The sequence below is a fragment of the Mesorhizobium sp. M0239 genome (assembly GCF_040321815.1).
Lineage (GTDB): Bacteria > Pseudomonadota > Alphaproteobacteria > Rhizobiales > Rhizobiaceae > Mesorhizobium.
On the sequence record NZ_JAMYSG010000013.1, the window covers coordinates 1 to 25,309 of the forward strand.

At 63.0% G+C, this 25,309-nt stretch carries 21 protein-coding genes; 8 read left to right on the plus strand and 13 right to left on the minus strand.

The genetic code is table 11. The annotated features are described in order from the left end of the window. Positions 1-149: 149 nt before the first annotated feature. The 5 genes from NKI99_RS15215 to htpX all read right to left on the minus strand — a co-directional run bounded on the left by NKI99_RS15215 (position 150) and on the right by htpX (position 6,879). Positions 150-389, minus strand: coding sequence for a hypothetical protein (locus NKI99_RS15215; RefSeq protein WP_352441028.1), 240 nt, complete (start codon positions 387-389; stop codon positions 150-152). 247 nt (positions 390-636) lie between these two features. After that, positions 637-2,253: a bifunctional phosphoribosylaminoimidazolecarboxamide formyltransferase/IMP cyclohydrolase gene (gene purH, locus NKI99_RS15220; protein WP_352611342.1), complete on the minus strand. Its 1,617-nt coding sequence runs from the start codon at positions 2,251-2,253 to the stop codon at positions 637-639. A gap of 350 nt (positions 2,254-2,603) precedes the next feature. After that, a complete protein-coding gene (locus tag NKI99_RS15225; RefSeq protein WP_352611343.1) occupies positions 2,604-4,328 on the minus strand; it encodes a heparinase II/III family protein in 1,725 nt (574 codons plus the stop codon). 146 nt (positions 4,329-4,474) lie between these two features. Beyond that, the gene (locus NKI99_RS15230) at positions 4,475-5,863 is read right to left on the minus strand and encodes an RsmB/NOP family class I SAM-dependent RNA methyltransferase (protein ID WP_352611344.1); all 1,389 of its coding nucleotides are present in this window, start codon (positions 5,861-5,863) and stop codon (positions 4,475-4,477) included. Then, the gene (gene htpX, locus NKI99_RS15235; protein WP_352611345.1) at positions 5,860-6,879 is read right to left on the minus strand and encodes a zinc metalloprotease HtpX; all 1,020 of its coding nucleotides are present in this window, start codon (positions 6,877-6,879) and stop codon (positions 5,860-5,862) included. The genes NKI99_RS15230 and htpX overlap by 4 nt, the downstream gene beginning before the upstream one ends. 137 nt (positions 6,880-7,016) lie before the next feature. Here htpX and NKI99_RS15240 point away from each other — a divergent pair, with 137 nt between their 5' ends. Next, positions 7,017-7,238 (plus strand): DUF1674 domain-containing protein, encoded by a 222-nt coding sequence (locus NKI99_RS15240; RefSeq protein WP_023811736.1) that lies wholly within the window; start codon positions 7,017-7,019, stop codon positions 7,236-7,238. 8 nt (positions 7,239-7,246) lie between these two features. Here the strand turns inward: NKI99_RS15240 and NKI99_RS15245 are convergent, their stop codons facing one another. Then, complete coding sequence (locus NKI99_RS15245) at positions 7,247-7,912, minus strand: HAD-IA family hydrolase (protein WP_352611346.1); 666 nt, start codon at positions 7,910-7,912, stop codon at positions 7,247-7,249. A 168-nt stretch (positions 7,913-8,080) separates the two neighbouring features. Here NKI99_RS15245 and NKI99_RS15250 point away from each other — a divergent pair, with 168 nt between their 5' ends. From NKI99_RS15250 to NKI99_RS15260, 3 genes are all read left to right on the plus strand, one after another. Further along, a complete protein-coding gene (locus NKI99_RS15250; RefSeq protein ID WP_023811738.1) occupies positions 8,081-8,950 on the plus strand; it encodes a transglutaminase-like domain-containing protein in 870 nt (289 codons plus the stop codon). A gap of 347 nt (positions 8,951-9,297) precedes the next feature. After that, positions 9,298-10,773, plus strand: coding sequence for a TadE/TadG family type IV pilus assembly protein (locus NKI99_RS15255; RefSeq protein WP_352611347.1), 1,476 nt, complete (start codon positions 9,298-9,300; stop codon positions 10,771-10,773). Positions 10,774-11,158: 385 nt separating this feature from the next. Continuing rightward, positions 11,159-12,427 carry a class I SAM-dependent methyltransferase gene (locus NKI99_RS15260; protein WP_352441020.1) on the plus strand — a complete coding sequence of 423 codons (1,269 nt, stop codon included), beginning with the start codon at positions 11,159-11,161 and terminating at the stop codon, positions 12,425-12,427. Position 12,428: 1 nt separating this feature from the next. Here the strand turns inward: NKI99_RS15260 and NKI99_RS15265 are convergent, their stop codons facing one another. Beyond that, positions 12,429-13,172: an MOSC domain-containing protein gene (locus tag NKI99_RS15265; RefSeq protein WP_352555461.1), complete on the minus strand. Its 744-nt coding sequence runs from the start codon at positions 13,170-13,172 to the stop codon at positions 12,429-12,431. A gap of 2 nt (positions 13,173-13,174) precedes the next feature. Next, positions 13,175-15,130, minus strand: coding sequence for an acetate--CoA ligase (gene acs / locus NKI99_RS15270; protein WP_352611349.1), 1,956 nt, complete (start codon positions 15,128-15,130; stop codon positions 13,175-13,177). A 314-nt stretch (positions 15,131-15,444) separates the two neighbouring features. Here acs and NKI99_RS15275 point away from each other — a divergent pair, with 314 nt between their 5' ends. Next, positions 15,445-15,717: an usg protein gene (locus tag NKI99_RS15275; protein ID WP_109664371.1), complete on the plus strand. Its 273-nt coding sequence runs from the start codon at positions 15,445-15,447 to the stop codon at positions 15,715-15,717. 58 nt (positions 15,718-15,775) lie between these two features. On the opposite strand, the gene NKI99_RS15280 is transcribed toward NKI99_RS15275, so the two are convergent. Together NKI99_RS15280 and NKI99_RS15285 are read right to left on the minus strand one after the other, a co-directional pair. After that, positions 15,776-16,810, minus strand: a complete 1,035-nt coding sequence (locus NKI99_RS15280) for an aldo/keto reductase (RefSeq protein ID WP_352611350.1) — start codon at positions 16,808-16,810, stop codon at positions 15,776-15,778. Between the two features lie 52 nt (positions 16,811-16,862). Then, positions 16,863-18,044, minus strand: coding sequence for an MFS transporter (locus NKI99_RS15285; RefSeq protein ID WP_128304068.1), 1,182 nt, complete (start codon positions 18,042-18,044; stop codon positions 16,863-16,865). A 119-nt stretch (positions 18,045-18,163) separates the two neighbouring features. On the opposite strand from NKI99_RS15285, the gene NKI99_RS15290 reads away from it, so the two are divergent. Further along, on the plus strand, positions 18,164-19,072 hold the full coding sequence (locus tag NKI99_RS15290) for a LysR family transcriptional regulator (protein ID WP_352611351.1): 909 nt from the start codon (positions 18,164-18,166) through the stop codon (positions 19,070-19,072). A 44-nt stretch (positions 19,073-19,116) separates the two neighbouring features. On the opposite strand, the gene NKI99_RS15295 is transcribed toward NKI99_RS15290, so the two are convergent. The 3 genes from NKI99_RS15295 to NKI99_RS15305 all read right to left on the minus strand — a co-directional run bounded on the left by NKI99_RS15295 (position 19,117) and on the right by NKI99_RS15305 (position 21,691). Continuing rightward, the gene (locus tag NKI99_RS15295; RefSeq protein WP_352554305.1) at positions 19,117-20,166 is read right to left on the minus strand and encodes an aldo/keto reductase; all 1,050 of its coding nucleotides are present in this window, start codon (positions 20,164-20,166) and stop codon (positions 19,117-19,119) included. 176 nt (positions 20,167-20,342) lie between these two features. Beyond that, on the minus strand, positions 20,343-20,597 hold the full coding sequence (locus tag NKI99_RS15300) for a type II toxin-antitoxin system Phd/YefM family antitoxin (protein WP_023811747.1): 255 nt from the start codon (positions 20,595-20,597) through the stop codon (positions 20,343-20,345). A gap of 431 nt (positions 20,598-21,028) precedes the next feature. Next, positions 21,029-21,691 (minus strand): YggS family pyridoxal phosphate-dependent enzyme, encoded by a 663-nt coding sequence (locus tag NKI99_RS15305; RefSeq protein WP_128304066.1) that lies wholly within the window; start codon positions 21,689-21,691, stop codon positions 21,029-21,031. A gap of 155 nt (positions 21,692-21,846) precedes the next feature. On the opposite strand from NKI99_RS15305, the gene leuS reads away from it, so the two are divergent. Together leuS and lptE are read left to right on the plus strand one after the other, a co-directional pair. After that, positions 21,847-24,471 carry a leucine--tRNA ligase gene (gene leuS / locus NKI99_RS15310; RefSeq protein WP_352611352.1) on the plus strand — a complete coding sequence of 875 codons (2,625 nt, stop codon included), beginning with the start codon at positions 21,847-21,849 and terminating at the stop codon, positions 24,469-24,471. Then, positions 24,458-25,036, plus strand: a complete 579-nt coding sequence (gene lptE, locus NKI99_RS15315) for an LPS assembly lipoprotein LptE (protein ID WP_023811749.1) — start codon at positions 24,458-24,460, stop codon at positions 25,034-25,036. Before leuS ends, lptE begins: the two co-directional genes overlap by 14 nt. The last annotated feature ends 273 nt before the right edge of the window (positions 25,037-25,309 follow it).

A 25,309-nucleotide genomic window follows, 5' to 3' on the forward strand; every position in this document is an offset into this window, starting at 1 on the left:
CCCCAGCGTCACCGCCACACTGGGTTTGCTGTTAAATGTAATCTACGGGCCCGGGGCATTATCGATCCCCTCTTGGCTGTTTTGGCTTTTATTCTCTTTCTTGGTAAATATCAATTTCCCCCCCCCCCCCCCCCCCCATTTTTGTTAGGTTATTCTACGACTAACCCCTGCGGAACCCACACCCGCCATGAACCATTGATAGTTTCACGCGGCAATTCAACTAGGAGGTTTGAGTCCTCCCGATCAACCGGCCAGCCAATGTCCAAACTATCGCCACTTAACGAACGATGATGCACCACCAAACGTTCAGTTCCTGTGGTTGTGTCGAGCGACACAACTACCTCACCCGGATGGTTTCCTTCGCCAATCTGCTTGATCTTTAGTTTCATCAATAACCCTCCAGTGCTGCTTTAGTTCTTTTCCACAAGATCGAATCACCATTGATTCGGATATGGTCTCGACACGTTTTCGTCACATTCTCCGTGAGAGTGCTTTCTGAGTCACAGAGAACGGAACGTGAACACTCTGGCCTAATTAAGTCAGGTAGGCGAATCACAACGTGTTTCAAGTGTCGCCTAGACGGGGTTAACGCCCCGTGTCGTGGGTCTTCTCCTGCAAGGGGAGAAGGAAGAACGCTCAATGCCTGAAATGCCGCACGCCCGTAAACACCATGGCGATGCGGTGCTCGTCGGCGGCGGCGATGACGTCCTTGTCGTTCATCGAGCCGCCCGGCTGGATGACGGCGGTGGCGCCTGCGGCAATCGCCGACAGCAACCCATCGGCGAAGGGGAAAAAGGCGTCGGAGGCGACGACCGAGCCCTTGGTCAGCGGTTCGGCAAGGCCGGCGGCCTCGGCCGCGTCGAGCGCCTTGCGGGCGGCGATGCGTGAGGAATCGACCCGGCTCATCTGGCCGGCGCCGATGCCGACGGTAGCGCCGTCCTTGACGTAGACGATGGCGTTCGACTTGACATGCTTGGCGATGCGGAAAGCGAATTTGAGGTCGGCCATTTCGGCCGCTGTCGGCGCGCGCTTCGTCACCACCTTCAGCTCGAGGTCGTCGACCACGGCATTGTCCCGGCCCTGGATGAGCAAGCCCCCGGCGACGGATTTGACCGTTGTGCCAGGCGTGCGCGGATCCGGCAGGCCGCCGGTGACCAGCAGGCGCAGGTTCTTCTTTGCCGCAACGATTGCCGCGGCCTCGCCGGTCGCGCCGGGTGCGATGATCACTTCGGTGAAGGTCTTGACGATCTCTTCCGCCGCCTCGGCGTCGAGGGTGCGGTTGACGGCGATGATGCCGCCGAAGGCCGAGACCGGGTCGCAGGCCAGCGCCTTGGCGTAGGCGGCTTTCAGCGAGGCGCCTTCGGCAACGCCGCACGGATTGGCGTGCTTGATGATGGCGACGGCGGCGGAAAGATCGGGGTCGAACTCGCCGACCAATTCGAAGGCGGCGTCGGTGTCGTTAATGTTGTTGTAGGATAGCTGCTTGCCCTGCAGCTGGCGTGCCGTGGCGACGCCCGGGCGCTTGTCGCCGTTGACATAGAAGCCGGCGCTCTGATGCGGGTTCTCGCCATAGCGCATCACCTCGACCAGCCTGCCGCCAAAGGCGCGCCATGTCGGATGTTCGATCTCGAGCGCCTCGGCGAACCAGCCGGAGATCGCCGCGTCATAGCTGGCGGTGCGGGCAAAGGCCTTGGCCGCCAGCTTCTTGCGGAAATCCAGCGACAGCGAGCCGATGTTCATCTCCAGCGCATTCAGCACCGAAGCGTAATCGCCGGGATCGGTGACGATGGCGACATAGGCGTGGTTCTTGGCCGAGGCGCGGATCATCGCCGGGCCGCCAATGTCGATGTTTTCGACGATCGACGCGTAGTCGGCGCCGGAGCGGCGGACCTCCTCGAACGGATAGAGATTGGAGACGACGAGATCGATCGGCTCGATGCCGTATTTGCGCATTGCCGCGGAATGCTCCGGATCGTCGCGCACGCCAAGCAGCGCGCCATGCACGCCGGGATGCAAGGTCTTGACGCGGCCGTCCATGATCTCGGGGAAACCGGTGAGCTCGGAGACGTCGCGCACCGCCAGGCCCGCCTCGGTGATCGCCTTTGCCGTGCCGCCGGTCGAGACCAGTTCGACACCGGCCGCTGTCAGCGCTTTGGCGAAATCGATAAGGCCCGTCTTGTCGAAAACGGAGAGCAGGGCGCGACGCACGGGAACAAGGTCTGGTGCGGGAATGTTCTTGGCGGCGACGGCCATGGGCTGGCGGCCTTTCACGACTGGTGTGGTGGATGCCCGCGCCCGTAGCACATGCCGCCCGGAAATCAAACCGGCGGTCAGGTTGGGGCAAGGCAACGAATCCGTGTTAACGGGTTTCTTCGGAGACTTCGCAGGCGCGTTGGCTGACGGAGCACAACGAAAAAACCCGCCTATGCGGCGGGCCACTGGCGCAAATCAGCACCATAGGCAAAAATGTACCATAGCTGAGGGCACGGAGTCAAGAAAAAATTCCTATCGTGGGAAAGCTGCCGGCACTAAAGCTGCCGATGCCCCAAACTGGTTGTCGTCAGGCCTTTTGTTAACCTGAGTTCGAAGCCCTGTCAGGAGGGTCAGTTGTTTTCCGGGTAGCCGGCGATGCTGGTGCGGGTCAGCTGCCAGTGGACTTCGGCGATTTCCGAAGCCTTGAAGGCAAGCACGATCTGGCGGCTGCGGCGCGGGCCGCCAAGGCCGGCGAAATAGATCGATTCCTCGACCTCCGGCACCACTTCGGCTGCTGTGAACACCCAGGTGTCGGCCTGATCGGCGGCCAGCACCAGGCGGTCATGCTCGTCCTGCAAAAGGTTGACGTCGGGATGAACGTGAAAGCGGACGGTGACGAAGTCGCGCCCATTGTTGCGGATCGCCGTATTGCCGGGGCGCTGGAAGCGGTCGCGGCCAGCCAGCACATTGCCGTTCGACGACAGTTTCAGCTCGCGCTCATGCAGGAAGCCGAAGCGCGGGACATAGCCGTCATGGCGGGCGATGAAGCCCTGAACGCCCTTCTGGTCGGTGCGCTTGCACTGCACATGCTGCGGGCCGCCGATCAGCGGCGAACCGAGCAGGTCGTTGACGCGCAACGAATGGCTGAAGCGCGCCGACGAGGTGTCGTTGATGGTGGCGGTCGAGTGCGCGGCGGTGGCGCGCGCCAGCGGCCGGAATTCAGCCGCGCCATAGGTGTCAATGCCGGCATTGACGATGTAGTGCTGGCGGCCGGACGACAGTTCGAAGGCGAGGCAGCTGGCGTGTGCGGCGTTGGACACATCGATCGGCGGCGGCGGGCCGGTGTCGGCGATGACCGTGGTGCCGCCCATCGACAGGCGCTCATAGCCGGAATGCGGCGCATGCAGCAGCGGCGCGCCAGCGGTGTCGTCGTGGCGCAGAATGGTGGCGATGCGGTCGTGGATGGTGGCGCCCATGCCGTTGAAGCGGGCGAGGCTGCCATCCTGATGGCGGAAGAAGCGCAGCGCCGGCAGCATGCGGTCGATGGCGCCGATCAGCGCCTGCGGCGGCGTTTCCGCCTGGTTGGCATAAGTCTGGCGCAGCGGCAGAAGGTCGGCGAGGATTTCCAGGACGACCATCGGATTGCGCGAAATGTGCCCGCCATCTGCGAGGATCTGGCGGTCGAGTTCCTCGGCAAGATTGCGGGTCGCGCCCCGCAGGGCCGATGCCGGCGCCGGCAGGGACAAGGCAGCGAAGGCGAGCGCGATGCGGGCCCGCAGCCTGTCCTTGCCGTCGGGCATTTCGCGCGCCATCGACCTGAGGTAGCGGATTTGGATGGCAACCGATTTCAGGAAGGCGCGGTAGAAAGGGAACTCGGCGCCCTGCAATACGACCGAGGAGTGCTGCAACCAGGCGATGATGCGCTTGGCCGTCGTGCCCGGCTCCCAGGCGATGCCGGAAATATGGCTGCCATGCATGGTGATCCAGTCGGAGACCAGGGCGCGGGCATTGGCGGCGGCAAGCTCGGTGCCGGCGGCGCGCATATGGCGCAGCCAGCGAAAGCCGTGCAGCGTCTTCTGCCAGCCGTGATTGGGCACGTTGATCTGGAAAGGCGACTTGCCGCCGGTCTCGACGAGATGCCCCGACAGGGGATAACGGCCGTAATAGATCTCGAGTGCGATCTGCGGGTCGGCGAGGCGCAGGTCCGGCGGTGCGATCAGCACACGTTCCGGCGTGCGGCCGGAATAGCGCCAGCGATAGACAGGCCCGGCGCGCAGGCGCCGGCGCGTTTTGCGCCAGAACTCCTTCGCGACAAGCGTCCATAGACGCGTCGTGCTGCTGGCAGCAAGTGCCAAAACCCCTCCTGATCGTCCTCTACCCCGGCGCCGAGTCTACATGATTGCACGATTCGTGCGAAGGCGAATTCCACGAGCCCACGCCGGTTCACCTGGTTTTGCCCCCGATCCTGCCTAAAAAGTCAGTAGATCCGGCAGTTCAATCCCTAGCCGGCTCGCCGCATGCGAGCGGCGAAGAAGCCGTCGAGGCCCGAGCGCTCCGGCGCGCCGAGGTCCAGGTCGGCGGGCGTGGTGCGCAACGTGCCCTGCGGCGTCAGGAACGGATCGATGCCGGCGATCTCGCCTTGCCGCAACGGATCGTTGGTGATTTCAGGCGTGCCGGCCAGAAAGGCGCGATAGAGATCCTCGCCCTCGAGCGGGTCGAGCGAACAGTTGGAAAAGACGATCGTGCCGCCGGGCTTCACCAGGGTGACGGCGCGGGCGAGCAGCCTGCGTTGCAGGTCGGCCAGTTTTTCGACATCGGCCGAAGTCTTGGTCCATGGCACGTCGGGATGCCGCCGCACCGTGCCGGTCGACGAGCAGGGCGCGTCGAGGAGGATCGCGTCGAAGAGTTCTTCCGGCTCATATTTGAGCAGGTCGGCCTGGACGATTTCGGCCGACAGGCCGAGACGGTCGAGATTCTGCGTCAGCCGCACGAGCCGGTTTTTTGACGTGTCGACGGCGGTGACCTTCGCGCCGGCAACGATCAGCTGCGCGGTCTTGCCGCCGGGCGCGGCGCAGAGATCGGCAACCCGCAATCCCGTGACATCGCCGAACAGCCGGGCGGGCAGGCTGGCCGCGGCGTCCTGGACCCACCAGGCGCCCTCGGCAAAGCCAGGCAATTCAGTGACAGCACCGACAAGATTCTCGACTCGCACCGTGCCTGTCTGCAGGACGATGCCGCCGAGCTTTTCGGCCCAGAGACCGGGATCGGCCTTGACCGAGAAGTCGACCGGCGCCTCAACGCGATGTGCTTCGAGGATCTGTCTGGCCTTCTCGTTGCCGTAGGTGGTCTTCAGCCTGTCGGAAAACCATTTGGGCGCCTCGTCGGTGGCGGCAAGGGCGGCAGGCAATTCCGTTTCCTTGGCCCGTGCCAACGTGCGCAGAACGCCATTGACGAGGCCGGAGAAGCGCACCGTGCGCGGATCGGACTTGGCATGGGTCACCGCAATGTCGACGGCGGCGCTGTCGGGAATATCGAGGAACAGGATCTGTGCTGCGGCCACATGCAATATGTGCGACAAAGCGGTGGCATTGGGCGGCAGCGGTTTTTCCAGGCGCCTCGCCAGCAGCCCTGATATGGTCATGCGATAGCGTAGCGCGGTGACCAGGATGGCGCGGACCAGGCCGCGATCGCGCAAGTCGAGCGCCTTGTATTGCGGGTGGCCGTTCTCGTGATCGGTCAGCCCATCAAGCGGCGTCCTGGCGTCGATGACGGCGGCAAGCAGGCGCGCCGCCGCCTTGCGGGCGGCGAGGCCGGCAACGAAGTCGCCGCCGTCCCTGTGTTCCTGATCACTTGAAACAGTGCGTCGTGGTCCTCTGTCCGCCACGCTCACGACCACCGGCCCTTGGGCCCGGTCGGATTGCGACCCCACGGGTTGGACTTCGGCTGGGCGGGCTCCGCCGACTGCTCGGGCCGCGCTGCCTGATCCCATGGGCCGGATGGCCGTAGTTCGTCCGCCTGGCGTGGCGTTGGGGCCTGGCGCTGGGCGGCCTGGGTTTGGCTGCCGGCCATGTCGCGCGCCATCGCTTGCAAGGCTGCGATGCGGTTCTCAGTGGCGGGGTGGGTGGAGAACAGGCTGTCCATGCGCTCGCCGTGAAGAGGATTGATGATGAAGAGATGCCCGGTCGCGGGATTTCGCTCGGCATCGGGGTTGCGGATGCGTTCGGCGCCGCGGGCGATCTTGTCAAGCGCCGATGCCAGCCAGAGCGGGTGTCCACAGATTTCGGCGCCACGCCGGTCGGCCTCGTATTCGCGGGTCCGGCTGACCGCCATCTGCACGACCATCGCTGCAAACGGAGCCACGATCATCGCAACCAGCACGCCGACAAAGCCGAACGGGTTGTTGTCGCGGTTGCCGCTGAAAAAGAAGGCAAAATTGCCGAGCATTGAAATGGCGCCGGCAAAGGTGGCGACGATCGTCATGGTGAGCGTGTCGCGATGCTGCACATGGGCGAGCTCGTGCGCCATGACCGCCGCGACCTCTTCAGGCGTCAGCGCCTGCAACAGGCCGGTGGAGGCAGCCACCGCCGCATTCTGCGGATTGCGGCCGGTGGCAAAGGCGTTCGGCTGCGGGTTGTCGATCAGATAGGTCTTCGGCATCGGCAGGCCGGCCTGTTTGGCCATTGCCTGGACGATGGCGTAATATTCGGGCGCGTTCCTTTCATCGACCTCGACGGCACGGTTCATCGACAGCACCATCTTGTCGGCATTCCAGTAGCTGAACAGGTTGGTGCCGGCGGCGATCAGCAGCGCGATCATCATGCCGCCGGTTCCGCCGATCAAAAAGCCGACGCCCATGAACAGCGCGGTCATCGCGGCAAGAAGCATGGCGGTGCGGATGGTGTTCATCGTCTGCTCCTGTCCGGGGGATAGCGAAAAGGGGTCGATCGTCGTGGGTTCATGGCTATATGATGGGAAACGCCAGTTCCTGTTTCAATTGACTGGACTCAATCTGCTGACTGGACTCAATCTACCGAGATTATCGCATGACCGACGAAATCAGTAAAACAGGCGCCGCTCCTGCCGAAGCGGCATCGCAAAGAGAGCTAGCGCCGGCCGCACGCCGTGCGTTGGCCGAGGCCGCAGCGCGGCGGGAAGACTACCGCGAAAAGGAGGTCGCGCTGCCGAAGGAGATCGGCGGCCGCGGCGGCAAGGAGCCAGGGCGCTACGGCGACTGGGAAGTAAAGGGCCTGACCAGCGACTTCTAGATGCCTCCCTACGCAGCGTTGCGCTGCGGCTCGAGCGCGATCCAGCCACGCTCGTCGACCGTGATGCCGACCATGTCGTAGCCTGCGATCGCGGCATGTTGCGTTGGCAAGGGGTGCTTGTGCGTGGCGCTGATGACCATGACCGCCGCGCCCGCCGCTTCGGCTGCCGCTATGCCAGCTGGAGCATCCTCGAAGACGAGGCAATCGCGCGCGTCGAAGCCGAGCCGTTCCGCGCCAAGCCGGAAGCAATCGGGCGCCGGCTTGCCGCGGGAGACATCTTCCGCCGCGACGATGACGCCCGGGACGGGGATGCCGGCGGCCTTCATGCGCAACAGCGCCAGCTCGCGCGGGGCGGAGGTGACGATTGCCCAGCGTTCGGGCGGCAGCGAATCGAGAAATGCCACGGCGCCGGCGATCTGGAGAATGCCATCGAGATCGGCCGCCTCGGCCTTCAGCAGCAGATCAGCCTCGTGTGCCGGATCGACGCCCGGCAGCGCCAGGCCGGTGATGGTCTCGATCGCGCGCACGCCATGGATCGTCGGCAGGAAGGCGGCAACGTCGAGGCCCTGGCGGCGTGCCCAATCGCTCCACACCCGTTCCGCCGAGGCGATGGAATTGATGAGGGTGCCGTCCATGTCGAAGAGGAAGGCCGCGAATTTTCTGCCTGAATACATGATTTTCCTTGAGTTCGGGGAGCGCTGGTGGGGTTGCCGAACCTAACCTCTCGACCGCGGCAGGGGAAGACACGGGGTGGGCTTTTCGATCGGCCCAGGGAACCGCGGTATCCTCCGGGCGTTTGGGAAGGACTGCTTCTCACAACAACGATCGAAGGGGGACCAACGATGCTGATCCGGCTCGGCTACGAAATCGCCATCGAATGCGTAGCCGCCACGCCGGTGATTTCAGTGCTCGAGATCCATCGGGACAGGCAGGCCGACATCAAGCGGCAGACGCGGGTGCTGACCTCGCCCGCGGTGCCGACAAGGCTGTACCATGACCTGCATGGCAATGCCTGCCGGCGCTTCACAGCACCCGCCGGTGGTTTTCGCATCCTGTATGACGCGGTCGTCGAGGACAGCGGCGAGACGGACGAGGTCAACACGCTGGCCAGGGAAGTGCCGGTGGCGGACCTGCCCGACGAAGTTCTCGGTTATCTCCTGGGCAGCCGCTATTGCGAGACGGATCATCTGAGCAGCCTGGCCTGGGAGCTCTTCGGCGACATCCCGTCCGGCTGGGCGCGCGTGCAGGCGATCGTCGATTATGTCCACAACCGGCTGTCGTTCGGCTATGGCTATGCGCGCTCGACCCGCACCGCGGCGCAGGCGCATGAGGAGCGCGTCGGGGTCTGCCGTGACTTCGCCCATCTGGCGATCACGCTTTGCCGCTGCATGAACATTCCGGCACGCTACGTGAACGGCTATCTCGGCGATATCGGCGTGCCAGCCGATCCGGCGCCGATGGACTTCTCGGCGTGGCTGGAAGTGTTCCTCGACGGCAAATGGTACACGTTCGATCCTCGCCACAACACGCCGAGAACCGGCCGTATCGTCATCGCCCGCGGCCGCGACGCCACCGACGTGCCGCTGCTGCACAGTTTCGGCCCCCACCGGCTCAGCCTGTTCAAGGTGTGGACCTACGAACAGGAAGGCAATCTGTTCAACCCGCCCTACCACGGCATCGACAGGACCGTCAGCGCACAGATGCTGGCGTAGTCGCGAGGCCTACCGTTGCAACTGCTCCAGGGTGGTCAGGAGGTTTTCTCCGGGCCGCAACTTTCGGGACACATGGTCCGCTTCGGCACAGTGAGCTTGTGCCGCAACAGGACGCCGTCGACGGCGTCGCGGTGCCTCGGGCCAGATCATGGTAAGCGGCTGGTAAACGCCAGCGCCATGGTGCGTTCCCGTTTACCAGCCGTTCACCTTTGTTGGTTCCAAAGTTTAACAAAAACAGCGACTTGCTACTGGAAAGCCAGCTCTCCGCCCAGCTAGGGCGTCATCCGGCGGGAATCCTGCATTGCCCTTTCCGCGGCGACGAGGCCGAGGCGAGTGGAGGCTGTAGGATGCGAAATTACGGGGGTCTTGTTCACGCGGTTGGCGGGTTCGCCAGGGATCGCGGTGGAAATTTCGCAGTCCTGTTCGGCCTTAGCGCCTCGGTCTTGGCGCTGGCCGTGGGCTTTTCGGTCAACGTATCGCAGCTCTACAATGCGAAAACGAGCCTTCAGGGCGTGGTCGACGCCGCGGTCACGTCGACGGCACGCGACCTGACGACCGGTGTCATCAAGGAAGCCGATGCCAACAAATCGGTGCAGGCCTTTCTCGACGCCAACAGCCAGGCAGGCATTCTGCAGGCCGACCAGATCGTACTCGACAAGCTGATCGTCAACAGGACTGCCAAGACGGTCCAGGCCGACGCCCATGTCGATGTCGGGCTGTATTTCCCGATTTTTGGCACGGGCGACATGAAACGCGTCGCCGCCTCCACGACGGCGCTCTATTCGGACAAGACCATCGAAGTGGCGATGATGCTCGATGTGACCGGGTCGATGAGGAAGCGCGGCAAGGTCGACAAAATCGGCGATCTGAAAGCTGCTGCAAAAAACGCCGTCCGGACGATGCTGCAGAACCAGGATCCGAAGAACCCCCGCATCCGCGTCGCGATTGTGCCTTACGCATCAGGTGTGAACGCCGGCAAGCTGGCGGAAAACGTCTATGCCGAGAAGCAAGGGAGCTCTGAACTGCCACCCGTCGCCGGCAGTCCGCTTCTCGTCGCCAAGACGGGCAAAAATCTGCTGCCCTCCTTCAGCGAGTACATCTCCATCGTCGGCGCGGCGATGCCACATCCCGACAACTGCGCCACGGAGCGCAAGGACAAGAACGGCAACGCGGATATGAGCGCCGACGGCCCAGACACGGTTCGCACCGACAAGGAAGGCAAGAAATATTATGCCCTGGTCAATCGGGACGATCATCTCGGCGGGGACATGAACAGGTGCCCTGATGCGGAAGTGATCCCGCTGACCGCCGATTCCGATGCATTGCTTGAATCGATCGAGGACTTCCAGGCCGATGGCTACACGGCCGGCGCGATCGCCATTCAGTGGACCTACTATATGCTGTCGCCGCAATGGCGCACTGCGATCAGAAATGCCGGTCTCGGCAAAGGCGCCTCGGACGCCGATCCGAAGAAGATCGCCAAGGTCGCGATCCTGATGACCGATGGCCAATTCAATACCGCCTTCGCCGGTGCTGGGGACAGCTACAACAGCCAGGGCAACCTTGCGCGCGGCAACGCCGGAACGCTGTGCGGCAACATGAAAAATGACGGCATCGAGATTTTCACCATCGGCTTCGATCTGAACAACAAGGACATGTCGGCAACCGAGCGGGACCAGGCAAAGGCGGTGCTGAAGGACTGTTCATCGAAGGACGCCTCCGCCGCCAAGAGGCATTTCTTCGACGTGTCCACCGGAGCCGAATTGGACGACGCCTTTCAGGAAATCATCCGCAACACCGAAAAGGTCGCATTGACCCAGTAGTCTAGTCCGCAAACGGAAAAGGCCGCCGCTTCTTTCGAAGCCGGCGGCCTTCCGTGTTTCCGTCCGTGGCGCGGCCCTATGGCGATGACCTATGAGGTCACCCGCCGCGCATTTCGCGCCTTAACGGGAAGACTGCTTCCCGAAAGTGCAATCCGCTGAGGCCACGTTCTGGAAAACGAAATCACTCGACATCGGATCACCTCCTTTCGATTTGTTGAACACATACTCATGATGGGGTGCGTTGCAGCAAAAGACAAGGCGCAGGTTTGAAAAAGTGGGAAGGTGCTTTTGGCACGACACTGGGTTGCGGGCTGTCGGCCGGGCAGGCAAGATCATGGCATAGAGCCGAGCCGGCAATCCGGGTCGGCCCCTGTGGGAGGGATGCATGGAGGCAGCCGAGAGAGCGGCGCGGATCGTGCGGACGGTTGTCGAGACGCTGAAACCGGGCTTTGCCGTCAGGCTGTGGACCGGGGAGCGGATCGGCCCCGCCACGGGTCCAGTGCTCACCATCAACGACCAGGACATCGTCTGGCAGGTGGTGAAGCGACCATCCCTGTCGACGCTGATCGAAATGTGGATTTCCAAGACGATCGATATCGAAGACGGGACGTTTTTCGACTTCTACGCCCTGCCGTCGCAAGGCAAGCTCAGAACCAAGCTCAAATCGCTGCCGAAAATGGCGATCCTGCGCGACCTGCCTTCCGTGCTTTTGGCACGCAGGCAGATGACGGCGCGGACCGATCTGTCGGGGCGCAATCCCTATGTTAGCGGTTCGAGCCAGGAGGCGATCCAGCATCACTATGACATTTCGAACGCCTTCTACCGGCTCTTCCTTGACGAGCGCATGGTCTACAGTTGCGGCTACTTCAAGGATTTCGCCAACAGCATCGATCAAGCGCAGATCGACAAGCTCGACCATATCTGCCGCAAGCTCCGGCTGAAGCCTGGCGAACGACTGCTCGACATCGGCTGTGGCTGGGGAGCGATGCTCATCCATGCCGCGAAGAACTATGGCGTCATCGGCCACGGTGTCTCGCTGTCGCAGGCCCAGACCAATCTTGCCCGTGAACGCATCCGCGCCGAGGGTCTGGAGGACCGCATCACCATCGAGATCAAATCCTATGCCGAACTCACCGGCTCGTTCGACAAGATCTCGTCGATCGGCATGTTCGAGCATCTCGGGCTCGCCAACCACGCGACCTATTTCTCAACTGTCCACCGCCTGCTGAAGCCCGGCGGCATCTATCTGCATCACGCCATCACCAGGCGCAGCAAGGGCGACATGAAGAAGACCCTGCGCAAGGGGCCGGAGTTCAAGGCGCTGATCAAATACATTTTCCCCGGCGGCGAACTCGACACGATCGGCATGACAACAGGCAATCTCGAGGCGCACGGCTTCCTGGTCTACGACGTCGAGAATCTGCGCGAGCATTACGCCCGCACCTGTCGCCTGTGGGCCGAGCGCCTGCACGCGCGTTTCGACGAGGCTATCGCCGAGGTGGGCGAGGCCAGGGCGCGGCTATGGCTGCTCTACCTGACCGGCTGTTCGATCACCTTCGAACGTGCCTCGGCACAGATTTTCCAGACCGTCGTCACCAAGCGCGCGCGCGGCCCAAGCGGCCTGCCGCCGACGCGGGCAGATCTGTATCGATAGCTTACACGAAGCGCATCGCGTCGCCGACTTCGACGCGCGCCGGCCGGTCGATCGTGCAGTAGACGCCGAGATTGTGGGCGTTGTGGCGGACCAGGTTGCGCAGGATCGCCGGATCATGGTCGAAGCCATCCTGGGCGACGATGGTGAAACCGCAGCGGCGGCAGGGTTCGGAGACAGTCAGCAGGAGATCGCCGATGGCAAGCTTGCGGCCGATCCATTCCGTTTCCGGAAACGACCCTTCGATTGCCGTCATGTCGACGACGATGTTGGGGCGGAAGCGGCGTGGGTCGGCGACCCCTTCCGGATGCAACGCTTTGAGCCGTGCCAGCGAGGCGGTGGTCAACAGATGGATGGGCGCCTTGCGGTAGCGCTCCGCGGTCAGCGGGCCGGAATAGTCAGGTCCGGCATTCTCGCGGCGAAACGGTCGGATCGAGGCCTCGAAGCCGAGATAGGCCGACACCGCGCGGTCGCTCTCGATACTTGGCGCAGCCAGCCAGTTGTCCCCGGGAACGGCAATCTCGAGTTCCAGGGTCGGCGACAGCCGGGTGCGGATGCGCGGCACCTTGTGCCATTTCGGGTCGCGGTCCGGTCGCGCGATCTCATTGTCGGACGCGTCGACGAGGCCGAACATGCGGTCGCCCTCGATGCTCTCGATATCGACCGAGATTGTTTCCCGACGCTCGCCGGCAAGCGAACTCGCCGGATAGCGCCAGAGTTCACTGACAGTGCCGAGCGCGGCCTGCATCATCAGCTCTTCTTGTTTTGCCGGTTGGCGACCAAATCATCGACGACGGCCGGATCCGCGAGCGTTGAGGTATCGCCGAGCGCTGAAAAATCGTCCTCGGCAATCTTGCGCAGGATGCGGCGCATGATCTTGCCGGAACGCGTCTTCGGCAGGCCGGGCGCGAACTGGAGCTTGTCGGGCGAAGCGATGGCGCCGATCTCCTTGCGGACATGGGCAACCAGCTCCTTGCGCAGTTCCTCGCTAGGCTGCTCGCCGGCCATCAGCGTGACGTAGCAGTAGATGCCCTGGCCCTTGATGTCGTGCGGATAGCCGACGACGGCGGCTTCCGAAACCTTGTCGTGGCTGACCAGTGCGGATTCGACCTCGGCCGTGCCCATGCGATGGCCGGAGACGTTGATGACGTCGTCGACGCGGCCGGTGATCCAGTAATAGCCGTCGGCGTCGCGGCGACAGCCGTCACCGGTGAAGTACTTGCCCTTGTAGGTCGAAAAATAGGTCTGCACGAAGCGGTCGTGGTCGCCATAGACGGTGCGCATCTGGCCGGGCCAAGAATCGGTGATGCACAGATTGCCGTCGGCCGCACCTTCCAGCACCTTGCCCTCGCTGTCGACCAGCTGCGGCTTGACGCCGAAGAAGGGCCGTGTCGCCGAACCCGCCTTGAGGTCGGTGGCGCCCGGCAGCGGCGTGATCAGGATGCCGCCGGTCTCGGTCTGCCACCATGTGTCGACGATCGGAACCTTGCCGTTGCCGACGATGTTGAAATACCACTCCCAGGCTTCCGGATTGATAGGCTCGCCGACCGAACCCAGCACGCGCAGCGACTTGCGCGACGTCTTCTTTACGTGCGCATCGCCGGCGCCCATCAGCGCGCGCAATGCCGTCGGCGCGGTGTAGAAGATATTGACCTTGTGCTTGTCGATGACTTCCCAGAAGCGCGACTGCGACGGATAGTTCGGCACGCCTTCGAACATCAGCGTGGTGGCGCCGTTGGCGAGCGGGCCATAGACGATGTAGCTGTGGCCGGTGACCCAGCCAACATCGGCGGTGCACCAGTAGATGTCGCCGTCATGGTAGTCGAAGACATATTGGTGCGTCATCGAGACGTAGACGAGATAGCCGGCGGTGGTGTGCAGCACGCCCTTCGGCTTGCCGGTCGAGCCCGATGTGTAAAGGATGAACAGCGGGTCCTCGGCCTTCATCTTCTCGGGCTTGCATTCGGCTTTCACCGTCGCGATCTCGTCGTGGTACCAGACGTCGCGGCCGGGAACCCAGCCGGTCTTGCCGCCGGTGCGGCGCACGACCACCACCTTTTCGACTTTCGTTCCGGCTTTCGCGGCGATCTCGATCGCCTTGTCGGTGTTTTCCTTCAAAGGGATCGGCTTGCCGCCGCGCAGGCCTTCATCTGATGTGATGACGAAGGTCGACTTGCAGTCGTCGATGCGGCCGGCCAGCGCATCCGGCGAGAAACCGCCGAAGACGATCGAATGGACGGCGCCGATGCGCGTGCAGGCCAGCATCGCATAGGCCGCTTCCGGAATCATCGGCATGTAGATGGTGACGCGGTCGCCTTTCTTGACGCCGTGCTTCTTCATCACATTGGCGAGCCGGGAGACATGCTCGTAGAGCTCGTTGTAGGTGACCTTCTTGTCGTCGTAGGGATTGTCGCCTTCCCAGATGATGGCGGTCTGGTCGCCGCGCTTCTTCAGGTGCCGGTCGATGCAGTTGTAGGAGACATTGGTCAGTCCGTCCTCGAACCATTTGATCGAGACCTTGCCGTCGAAGGAGGTGTTCTTGACCTTGCTGTAGGGCTTGAACCAGTCGATGCGCTTGCCGTGCTTGCCCCAGAATTTGTCCGGGTTCTTGACGCTGTCGGCATACCATTTCAGGTAGGTGTCATTGTCGATCAGCGCGTTTTTCTTCCACGCCGGCTGGACGCGATGGACATGAACCTCGGACATTCCTGACTTTCCTCCCGAACCAATCGCCGGCTTGAAATGTCGGCGGGATCGCAGCGGCACGGCCGCGAATTCGGCGGCATTATTACCAGTTCCGCCGTTACGGCAACATTAGACGTTGGATTCGCGCGGCGGGATGCCGCAGGTGTTTTTCCCGCCGCTGTCAGCACTCGATCAGCGTCGCTGCTAACTGCATGTTTTCGCGCGGAAAACCCGTTTTCGATCAGGAAAAATCAATAGACAGTTAAGCAACGGCGCGCACACTCTGACGTTGGGAGGAAAGGAGACTCAACCAGGACCGCCCAAGGGGGACTGCCATGCGCGACCATTCCGAAATGGACCTGATGCTCAAAGGCTATGGCCTGACCACGGCCAAGATTCTCTATCACTTTCCCGATCATCCGCATCTGTTGCAGAGCTTCATCTGGCAGGACTACGATCTGGCGCCACAATTTCCGGTACTGATCAAGTTCATCGAGTTCTGGAAGGCCAAGCTGGACGGGCCGCTGCATTCGATCAGCTACACCCACCAGAAGCTGATCGCGCCGAATGAATGGCGCAAGGTGGATGGTGAGTTCGTGCTGCACTGAACGCGGTACAACCGATCTCCCCCGCAAGGGGGGAGATTGGCAGCTTCAACGCCAGTGCTCACACCACCGGCGGATTGAGCCGGGCAAAGCCTTCCTGCCGCCGATACGGGAAGTACGGGTAGGGCGCGGTGACTTCGCTTGCCGCGTCGAGTTTCCTGATCTGCTCCGGCGTCAAATTCCAGCCGACGGCGCCGAGGTTCTGGCGCAGCTGTTCTTCGTTGCGGGCGCCGATGATGACGGAGGAAACAGTCGGACGCTGCAGCAGCCAGTTGATGGCGATCTGCGGCACGGTCTTGCCGGTTTCCAGCGCCACCGCATCGAGCGCATCCATCACCCGATAGAGATGCTCGTCCTCGACCGGCGGTCCGAAGCTTGCCGTGTCGTGCAGCCGGCTCTTTTCCGGCAAGGACTGGCCACGGCGGATCTTGCCGGTCAGGCGGCCCCAGCCAAGCGGGCTCCACACCAGCGCGCCGACGCCCTGGTCGAGGCCGAGCGGCATCAGCTCCCATTCATAGTCGCGCCCGACCAGCGAATAGTAGACCTGATGCGCGACATAGCGTGGATAGCCTTGGCTGTCGGCTTGCGCCAACGACTTCATCACCTGCCAGCCGGAGAAATTGGAGATGCCGACATAGCGCAGCTTGCCGGCGCGCACGAGTTCGTCCAGCGTCGACAAGACCTCCTCGATCGGCGTCCCGGCGTCGAAAGCGTGCAGTTGCAACAGGTCGATGTAATCGGTGCCGAGGCGCCTCAGCGCATCATCCACGGATCTGATCAGCCGCGACCGAGACGAGCCATAGTCGGCCGGCCCATCGCCCATCGGCAGCGCGGTCTTGGTCGAGATCAGCACGGCATCGCGGCGGCCTTTTATCGCTTCGCCAAGCACCTCTTCCGAGGCGCCGTTCGAATAGACGTCGGCAGTATCGAACAGATTGACGCCGGCCTCCAGGCAGATGTCGATCAGCCGCCGCGCTTCCCTGGCGTCGCTGTTGCCCCAGGCGCCGAACAGCGGGCCGGAACCGCCAAAGGTTCCCGCGCCAAATGAGAGTGCGGGCACTTTCAGGCCCGATGCACCGAGACGTCGGTAGTCCATCTTTTTGCTCCTGTGGAATGAAGGGTGTGGAAAGCGGGTTTGCAGAGGACGGTCACGACCGGATGGAGGCAGGCTCGCCGAGCGTGGCGGTGCGATCGAGACGCAGCGCCAGCCCCGCCACACCGAGTGCCGCGAGCGGCAGCAGGGCGGCGACCCAGGTGAGTGAGCCCAGGCCAAGGCCATGGGCAATCACCGCACCACCAAGCCAGGCACCTGCCGCATTGCCGAGATTGAAGGCGGCGATGTTGAAGGACGAGGCGAGGCTCTGGCCGGCACCTTGTGCCTTTTCCAGCACCCACATTTGCAGCGGCGCCACGGTGGCGAAGGCGGCGGCCCCGAGCAGACCGACATAGATGACGGCCATCACCTGGCTGTGGATGGCGAAGGTCATGGTGGCGAGCACCAGGGCCAGCACCACGAGACTGCCCAGCACGGCCGGCACCAGCCAGCGGTCGGCGACCTTGCCGCCAAGCAAGTTGCCGGCAATGAGGCCGCCACCGAAGACGAGCAGGATCGGCGACACGGCCGCTTCCTTGAAGCCGCTGATCTCGGTCAGCAGCGGCGCGATATAGGTGAAGACGGCGAAGACACCGGCATAGCCGAGCACGGTGGTGGCAAGACCGAGCAGGACAGGCGTGCGGCGCAAAACGGCGAGATCGGCGCGCAGATCGCTCTTTTCGGGCGCTGTTCGGCTGCGCGGCACCAGAGCCAGGATGACGGCGAAGGCCGCCAGACCGACCAGTGTCACCGCCCAGAAGGTCGCCCGCCAGCCGAAGGCCTGGCCGAGCCAGGTGCCGAAGGGTACGCCGAGGATGTTGGCGATGGTGAGCCCAGTGAACATCAGCGCGATCGCCGAGGCTTGTCTGTTGGGCGCGACCAGCCCGGTGGCGACGACAGAGCCGACGCCGAAGAAGGTGCCATGGGCGAAGGCGGTGATGATGCGGGCGCCCATCAGCGTCCAGTAGTCGGGCGCCAGTGCACAGGCGAGATTGCCAAGCGTGAAGATCGCCATCAGCGCCAGAAGCACGGTCTTGCGTGGCCAGTTGCCGGTGGCGATGGTCAGCAGGGGCGCGCCGATGACGACGCCGAGCGCATAGCCCGAAATGAGCTGGCCGGCGGCCGTGATCGAAACGCCGAGATCCTTGCTGACATCGAGCAGCAGACCCATGATGACAAATTCGGTGACGCCGATGCCGAAGGCACCGGCGGCAAGGGCGTAAAGAGCAAGAGGCATGGCGATTTCCACTTCGATGAGGAAGAGCGCCGTCCCGCGCCCCGACCCGTGAGATCGTGCTGCGACGCATTGTGAACCAGACTTGCCTTGGGCACATTTTCTGTGAAATAGATTCACAAATGGCCAGACCCGACATCAATCGCTCCGGTGAGATCGAAGTGTTCGTGCGCGTTGTCGAGGAAGGCAGTTTTTCCTCTGCCGCACGCGCCTTGCGCATGACGCCATCGGCGGTGAGCAAGCTGATCGCGCGGCTGGAGGCCCGGCTTGGCGCGCGGCTGGTCAGCCGTTCGACGCGAAAGCTGCAACTGACGCCGGAAGGCACAGCCTTCTACGACAGCGGCCTGCGCATCCTCGCCGACATGGCGGCGGCCGAGCAGGAGGCAGCGGCGGGTGCTTCACCGCGCGGACGTTTGCGCGTCAACAGCTACGTGCCCTTCGGAGTGCACCGGCTGATCCCGCTTCTGCCTCGGTTCCTCGAACGCTACCCCGAAATCTCAGTCGATCTGGTGCTGACCGACAGCGTCATCGACCTGATGGCGGAACGGGCCGATGTCGCCATCCGTGCCGGGCCGCTGAGTGAGTCACGGCTGGTGGCGCGCAAGCTCGGGCAAAGCCCGGTGGTCGTCGTTGCAGCACCTTCCTATCTGGCGGCGCACGGCACGCCGCTGACGCCAGCGGATCTCGACAGGCACAACCGCATGGGCTTCGGGTTCGTCAGGCATATCGATGGCTGGCCGTTCCTCGACGCGGACGGCCGCGCCATCATGGTTCCCATCACCGGCAACACGCTGGTCAGCGATGGCGAGGCGATGCGGCTGATGGCGCTGGCGGGCGCGGGCGTCGCCCGGCTGGCCCACTGGCATGTGGCGGCCGATATCGCCGCCGGTCGGCTGGTGTCGCTGCTGGAGGCATTCAATCCCGGTGACGAGGAGCCCACCCACGCCGTCTATGTCGGCCAGGGCCGGCATCTGCCGGCGCGGGTGCGTGCCTTTCTCGATTTTCTGGGTGAGAGCGTCCGGCTGACCTGACATCCCGGGAGCCACGGCTCCCGGGATGTCAGCGTGGGCTGTATTTATGCTTTCGGCGTGAACGGCGCCGGGCGGCGGCCCGCTGCCTGGCGCTCCAGCATCCAGCCGGGATATTCGGACGGCAGGGCGCTGACCTCGTCGAGACGAAACAGATCGTCGCTGTCGAGCTTCACTTCCGTCGCGGCAAGGTTCTGCTCCAGCTGCTCCATGCGGCTGGCGCCGATGATGACGCTCATCACGAAGGGCTTGGCCAGGACATATCCGAGCGCCACCGTGGCGACGCTGACATCATGCTTTTTGGCGATTTCGCGCATGACGGTAACGGTCGCCCAGGCACGGTCCTCATTGACCGGCGGGAAGTTGAAGGACGCGCGGCGGCCTTCGCCATTGCCGGGCGCGCCGGGGCCGTACTTGCCGGAGAGCAGGCCACCGGCCATCGGCGACCACACCATCAGGCCGAGCTTCTCCTCGTTGAGCAGCGGCACGATCTCGCGCTCGAGGTCGCGGCCGGCGATCGAATAGTAGGACTGCACGGTCTCGAAACGGGCAAAGCCCTTGCGCTCGGCGATGCCGAGCGCCTTGGCGATGCGCCATGCCGCCCAGTTGGAGACGCCGACATAGCGAACCTTGCCGCTGGCAACGAGATCGTCGAGCGCCCGCAGCGTTTCGTCGATCGGCGTCACGGTGTCGGTGCCGTGCAGCTGGTAAAGATCGATATGGTCGAGTTGCAGCCGCTTCAGGCTGGCATCGACCGAATCCATGATGTGGCCGCGTGAAGAGCCGCGCTGGTTCGGACCGTCGCCCATGGCGCCGTGGGCTTTGGTGGCGATGACCACATTCTGCCTGTTCACGCCGAGATCCCTGAGCGACTGGCCGAGCAGCCGTTCGGATTCGCCAAAGGAGTAGACGTCGGCCGTATCGAAGAAATTGACGCCGGCGGCGAGCGAATGGGCAACGATCTCGTTGACGCCCCTCTGGTCGAGACTGGCGATCAGGCCCCATTGGGCATTTTCACCGGCAGCACCGAAGGTCATGGTGCCGAGGCAGATTTCGGAGACGAACATCCCCGTATTTCCAAGCTGATTGTAACGCATGGTGGCGGCTCCAGAGAGTTTGTGATGACGCAAAGCAAATAGGAACGGTACGTTTCGTTTCCAATTGCTGGCTCAACGAGCCCGCCGAGTTGGCCTATAACCCCTCACCGCATCTAATGCCGCCATCAGAAAGCGCCCGCTGCATTCACCGAACGAGGTTCGCATGAGTATGCGGATTATAAGTCTATAACTCGGATCTTCGTCTTCGGGCGGCGATTGACCTCCTCGACGAAGTCGTCATCCCACACGGGACCTGAGAGAAGATATTCCGCAAGCGAAGGTGTTGCGCCGACCAGTCGGTCGTAGTTCTCGGGGGAGAGTACGACAGCAGTTGGCTTTCCGCGCACCGTGATGGTTTGTGGCCCTTGTTCCCGCGCCTGCCGTACGAATTTCGACAGATTGTTCTTCGCGTCCTTAAGATGCCAGTTCAAGGGCACTACTCGCTAGATGGCTTCGCTAGTCATATACCAGATGCCGTTGAAGCATGGCAGGGTTTCCGCTCGAACAGATGTGTTGCTAGTCCCTCGACATGGGTTGGAAGCTATTGGCAGCGAGAATCTATAGCCTCTTTCGGCGGCAGATCGCAAACCTCGGGATAAACATCTCTCTCGTCGTCATCCACGGGCGGAGCAAGGAGCGCAGCGACGCAGCGCAGACCCGAGGATCCATCCCGCGACATCTGCCGAAGAATGCAGCGGAACAGAATTCTGCACCGCTGCATTTTCCTTGTCGTCACGGCATGGATCCTAGGGTCTGCGCTCCGCTTCGCGTCGCTCCGCCCTAGGATGACGAAGGTGTGGTGGCCTGCAGCCAATCGAATATGTTGGAATTTAGCGACTAGAGACCGGTCTGTGCATCGGAACTATCGGCTGCCGAAGATCGCCGAACCGACGCGGACGCTGGTGGCGCCGAAGGCGATCGCCGTCTCGTAGTCGCCAGACATGCCCATCGAGAGTTTGGCGACGCCGGCTTCCTTGCCGAGCTTTTCCAACAGCGCGAAGTGCGGGCCGGGGTTCTCATCGGCCGGCGGGATGCACATCAGGCCCTCGATGGCGAGGCCATGCACGTCGCGGCAGCGGGCGACAAAGGCCACGGCGTCGCGGGGCTCGATGCCTGCCTTCTGCGGCTCGGAGCCGGTGTTGACCTGGACGTAGAGCTTCGGTGCGCGGCCCTGCCTGGCGATCTCCTTGGCCAGTTCGGCGGCGATCTTCTCGCGATCGATCGTCTCGATGACGTCGAACAGCGCCACAGCCTCCTTGGCCTTGTTGGATTGCAGCGGGCCGATCAGATGCAGTTCGATGTCGGGAAATGCGTCCTTCAGATCAGGCCATTTGCCTTGCGCCTCCTGCACGCGGTTCTCGCCGAAGACGCGCTGGCCGGCCTCGATGACCGGGCCGATGTCGGCAGCGTCGAAGGTCTTTGAGACCGCGACCAGCGTCACGACGCCGGCTTCGCGGCCGGCCTCGCGCTCGGCGGCGGCGATCTTCGCCTTGACCGCGAAAAATTGCTGAACGGCGTCACCCATATGCAAATCCTGCTGTTTTGACCGGCGTTTTTGTCAGACGCGATACCCATATGGTTGACGGGTTTGCCAAACCATGGTGAACACCCGGACCACATTCCCTGAACTGCCGAGCCATCGCCCGCAGTTCGCGCCTGCTTTTAAGTGAAAAACGTCCCATGGCAACCGAACGATACAATCCGCGCGCGTCAGAGCCCAAATGGCAGAAGGCCTGGGACGCCAAGAAGCTGTTCGAAGCGCACAATGACGATCCGCGCCCGAAATACTATGTGCTGGAGATGTTCCCCTATCCGTCGGGGCGCATCCATATCGGTCATACCCGCAATTACACGATGGGCGATGTGGTGGCGCGCTACAAACGGGCCAAGGGCTTCAACGTGCTGCATCCGATGGGCTGGGACGCCTTCGGCATGCCGGCCGAAAACGCGGCGATGCAGAACAAGGTCCATCCCAAGGAGTGGACCTACCAGAACATCGCCACCATGCGCGAGCAGCTCAAGGTCATGGGCCTATCGCTGGACTGGGCGCGCGAATTCGCCACCTGTGACGTCGACTATTACCACCGCCAGCAGATGCTGTTCCTCGATTTTGTCGAGAAGGGGCTGGTGACGCGCAAATCCTCCAAGGTCAACTGGGATCCGGAGGACATGACCGTGCTCGCCAACGAGCAGGTCATCGATGGACGCGGCTGGCGCTCGGGCGCGCTGGTCGAACAGCGCGAACTGACGCAGTGGTTCTTCAAGATCACCGACTTCGCCCAGGATCTGCTGGATTCGCTCGACGGCCTCGACGAATGGCCGGAAAAAGTGAAGCTGATGCAGCAGAACTGGATCGGCCGCTCGGAAGGCCTGCTGATCCGCTGGCCTCTGGCCGACGCCTCTGATGGCGAGCATGAGCTGGAAGTCTATACGACAAGGCCCGACACCATCTTCGGCGCTTCCTTCATGGCTGTCGCCGCCGATCATCCGTTGGCCAAGAAGGCCGCTGCGCACAATCCGGCGCTGGCGAAGTTCATCGAGGATATCGGCCATATGGGCACCTCGGTGGCGGCGCTGGAGACAGCTGAGAAGAAGGGTTTCGACACCGGCATCCGCGTCGTCCATCCGTTTGACGACAACTGGACGCTGCCTGTCTATGTCGCCAATTTCGTTTTGATGGAATACGGCACCGGCGCCATTTTCGGCTGTCCGTCCGGCGACCAGCGCGACCTCGACTTCGCCAACAAATACGGCCTGCCGGTGATTCCGGTGGTGATGCCGGAAGGCGAGAATCCGGCGACGTTCCAGATCATCGATGAAGCCTATGTCGATGACGGCGTGATGATCAATTCGCGCTTTCTCGACGGCATGAAGCCGGATCAGGCTTTCGACGAGGTCGCCAAACTGCTGGAGCAGAAGACGATCGGCAACCGGCCGATGGCCGAGCGCAAGGTGAATTTCCGCCTGCGCGACTGGGGCATTTCGCGCCAGCGCTACTGGGGCTGTCCGATCCCGATGATCCATTGCGAGGCTTGCGGCGTGGTGCCGGTGCCGAAGGCGGACCTGCCGGTGAAGCTGCCCGACGATGTCGATTTCGATCGCCCGGGCAATCCGCTCGACCGGCATCCGACATGGCGCCATGTGAAATGTCCGCAATGCGGCAGGGATGCGCGGCGCGAAACCGACACGATGGACACGTTCGTCGATTCGTCGTGGTACTTCGCCCGCTTCACCGCGCCGTGGGCGCATGAACCGACCGATCCCAAGGCGGCCAACGAATGGCTGCCGGTCGACCAGTATATTGGCGGGATCGAGCACGCGATCCTGCATCTGCTCTATTCGCGCTTCTTCACCCGCGCCATGCGCGAGGCCGGCCATGTCGATCTGGCCGAGCCGTTCAAGGGCCTGTTCACGCAAGGCATGGTGGTGCACGAAACCTATCGCGTCGGCTCGGCATCGAATGGCCGCTGGCTGGCGCCCACCGAAGTTCGGTTGGAGGATGTCGACGGCAAGCGCAGCGCCATCGACATCGCCACCGGCGAGGCCGTCACCATCGGTCCGCTGGAAAAGATGTCGAAATCGAAGAAGAACACGGTGAGCCCGGAAGACATCACCGATGGCTACGGCGCCGATACGGCGCGCTGGTTCATGCTGTCGGATTCTCCTCCCGAGCGCGATGTCGAGTGGACCGACGATGGCGCTGCCGGTGCGCATCGCTTCATCCAGCGCATCTGGCGACTGGTGTCGACGGCGGCCGAAACACTGGCCGGCATCAAGCCCGTGGCGGCCAGCAGCGGTGAGGCCGCGGTGGTTTCCAAGGCCGCGCACAAGATCCTGAAGGCGGTCGGAGAGGATATCGAGAAGCTCGCCTTCAACCGCGCTATCGCCCGCATCTACGAACTGGCCAACGCGCTGACCACGCCGCTCAACGAGGTGGCCGATGGCAAGGCCGATGCAGCGCTGAAAGGCGCCTGCCGGCAGGCGGTGGAGATTCTCGTGCATCTGATAGCGCCGGTCATGCCGCATCTGGCCGAGGAGTGCTGGGCAGCGCTTGGCGGCACCGATCTCGTTGCCGAACGGCCTTGGCCGGTCTTCGATCCGGCGCTGGTCGTCGACAACGAAGTCACCTATCCGGTACAGGTCAACGGCAAGAAGCGGGGGGATTTGACAATTGCCCGCGACGCGGACCAAGGTGCGGTCGAAAAAGCGGTATTGGCTCTCGACTTCGTGCAGAAAGCACTCGAAGGGAAGACTCCGCGCAAGGTGATCATCGTGCCGCAGAGGATCGTCAATGTCGTTGCCTGATCGGGAAAAGACAGAGTTGAGCCATTTGCTGCGCCGCATAGCGCTTGCCGGCCTGATAGGTTCGCTCGCGCTTGTCTCGGCCTGCACGGTGCGGCCGCTCTATTCGAGCGCGCCACTGTCGGGTTCGCAGGCCAGTGCCAGTGCCGAACTGGCGTTGATCGGCATCAAGCCGGTCAATACGCGTTACGGCCAACAGGTGCGCAACAATCTGATTTTCGGGTTTGGACGAGGCGCCGGCGAGCCGGCCTCGCCGGCATATTCGCTCAATCTCGGCGTGACCGAAGCGGTCGAGTCCGCGGCACTCGTGCAGGTCGGAACGGATGAAGACGAACCGACCGCCGGTTCCGTGACGCTGACCGGCAGCTATACGCTGGCCGATGCGAAGACCGGCGTGGTGATCGCATCCGGCAAGCGTTCGATCACCTCGTCCTTCGACAGGCCGCGTCAGGAATTCGCCGCATACCGGGCGCAGATCGACGCCGAGAATCGCGCTGCGCGAGAGTTGGCGGAAGCGCTGCAGCTGTCCATTGCCCAGGACCTTGTCCGGCACGGCAAGACCGGCTAGCGCACCTCATCGCTCCACGGAAACGGTCTGGCTCCAGGCATGATGGGGTGATCGCGGGATCATGACCAGATTCTCGAACAGAGATTGTCCGAAGACCCATCGATCTGCTGCGGCACGGCGAGTAGATCGCGCCACCAGCGTGGGTGCAGCGAGACGACGATCGTGCCGTGTCGGTCGCAGACCACCACGAAGATTTTGGTGCCCAGGATGGTCGGCGATCCATCCGGGAAGCAACTGTTAACCACTCGCTCCCTATTGCTCGGCAGACATTTC

What these genes read in the sequence shown, in the direction of transcription:
- NKI99_RS15245 (WP_352611346.1), bottom strand. Translation starts at nt 7,912, where the DNA reads ATGTATTCAGGCAGAAAATTCGCGGCCTTCCTCTTCGACATGGACGGC.
- leuS (WP_352611352.1), top strand. Translation starts at nt 21,847, where the DNA reads ATGGCAACCGAACGATACAATCCGCGCGCGTCAGAGCCCAAATGGCAG.
- NKI99_RS15260 (WP_352441020.1), top strand. Translation starts at nt 11,159, where the DNA reads ATGGAGGCAGCCGAGAGAGCGGCGCGGATCGTGCGGACGGTTGTCGAG.
- NKI99_RS15240 (WP_023811736.1), top strand. Translation starts at nt 7,017, where the DNA reads ATGACCGACGAAATCAGTAAAACAGGCGCCGCTCCTGCCGAAGCGGCA.
- NKI99_RS15275 (WP_109664371.1), top strand. Translation starts at nt 15,445, where the DNA reads ATGCGCGACCATTCCGAAATGGACCTGATGCTCAAAGGCTATGGCCTG.
- NKI99_RS15265 (WP_352555461.1), bottom strand. Translation starts at nt 13,172, where the DNA reads ATGCAGGCCGCGCTCGGCACTGTCAGTGAACTCTGGCGCTATCCGGCG.
- NKI99_RS15215 (WP_352441028.1), bottom strand. Translation starts at nt 389, where the DNA reads ATGAAACTAAAGATCAAGCAGATTGGCGAAGGAAACCATCCGGGTGAG.
- NKI99_RS15280 (WP_352611350.1), bottom strand. Translation starts at nt 16,810, where the DNA reads ATGGACTACCGACGTCTCGGTGCATCGGGCCTGAAAGTGCCCGCACTC.
- htpX (WP_352611345.1), bottom strand. Translation starts at nt 6,879, where the DNA reads ATGAACACCATCCGCACCGCCATGCTTCTTGCCGCGATGACCGCGCTG.
- NKI99_RS15295 (WP_352554305.1), bottom strand. Translation starts at nt 20,166, where the DNA reads ATGCGTTACAATCAGCTTGGAAATACGGGGATGTTCGTCTCCGAAATC.
- NKI99_RS15285 (WP_128304068.1), bottom strand. Translation starts at nt 18,044, where the DNA reads ATGCCTCTTGCTCTTTACGCCCTTGCCGCCGGTGCCTTCGGCATCGGC.
- lptE (WP_023811749.1), top strand. Translation starts at nt 24,458, where the DNA reads ATGTCGTTGCCTGATCGGGAAAAGACAGAGTTGAGCCATTTGCTGCGC.
- NKI99_RS15250 (WP_023811738.1), top strand. Translation starts at nt 8,081, where the DNA reads ATGCTGATCCGGCTCGGCTACGAAATCGCCATCGAATGCGTAGCCGCC.
- acs (WP_352611349.1), bottom strand. Translation starts at nt 15,130, where the DNA reads ATGTCCGAGGTTCATGTCCATCGCGTCCAGCCGGCGTGGAAGAAAAAC.
- NKI99_RS15305 (WP_128304066.1), bottom strand. Translation starts at nt 21,691, where the DNA reads ATGGGTGACGCCGTTCAGCAATTTTTCGCGGTCAAGGCGAAGATCGCC.
- NKI99_RS15290 (WP_352611351.1), top strand. Translation starts at nt 18,164, where the DNA reads ATGGCCAGACCCGACATCAATCGCTCCGGTGAGATCGAAGTGTTCGTG.
- purH (WP_352611342.1), bottom strand. Translation starts at nt 2,253, where the DNA reads ATGGCCGTCGCCGCCAAGAACATTCCCGCACCAGACCTTGTTCCCGTG.
- NKI99_RS15255 (WP_352611347.1), top strand. Translation starts at nt 9,298, where the DNA reads ATGCGAAATTACGGGGGTCTTGTTCACGCGGTTGGCGGGTTCGCCAGG.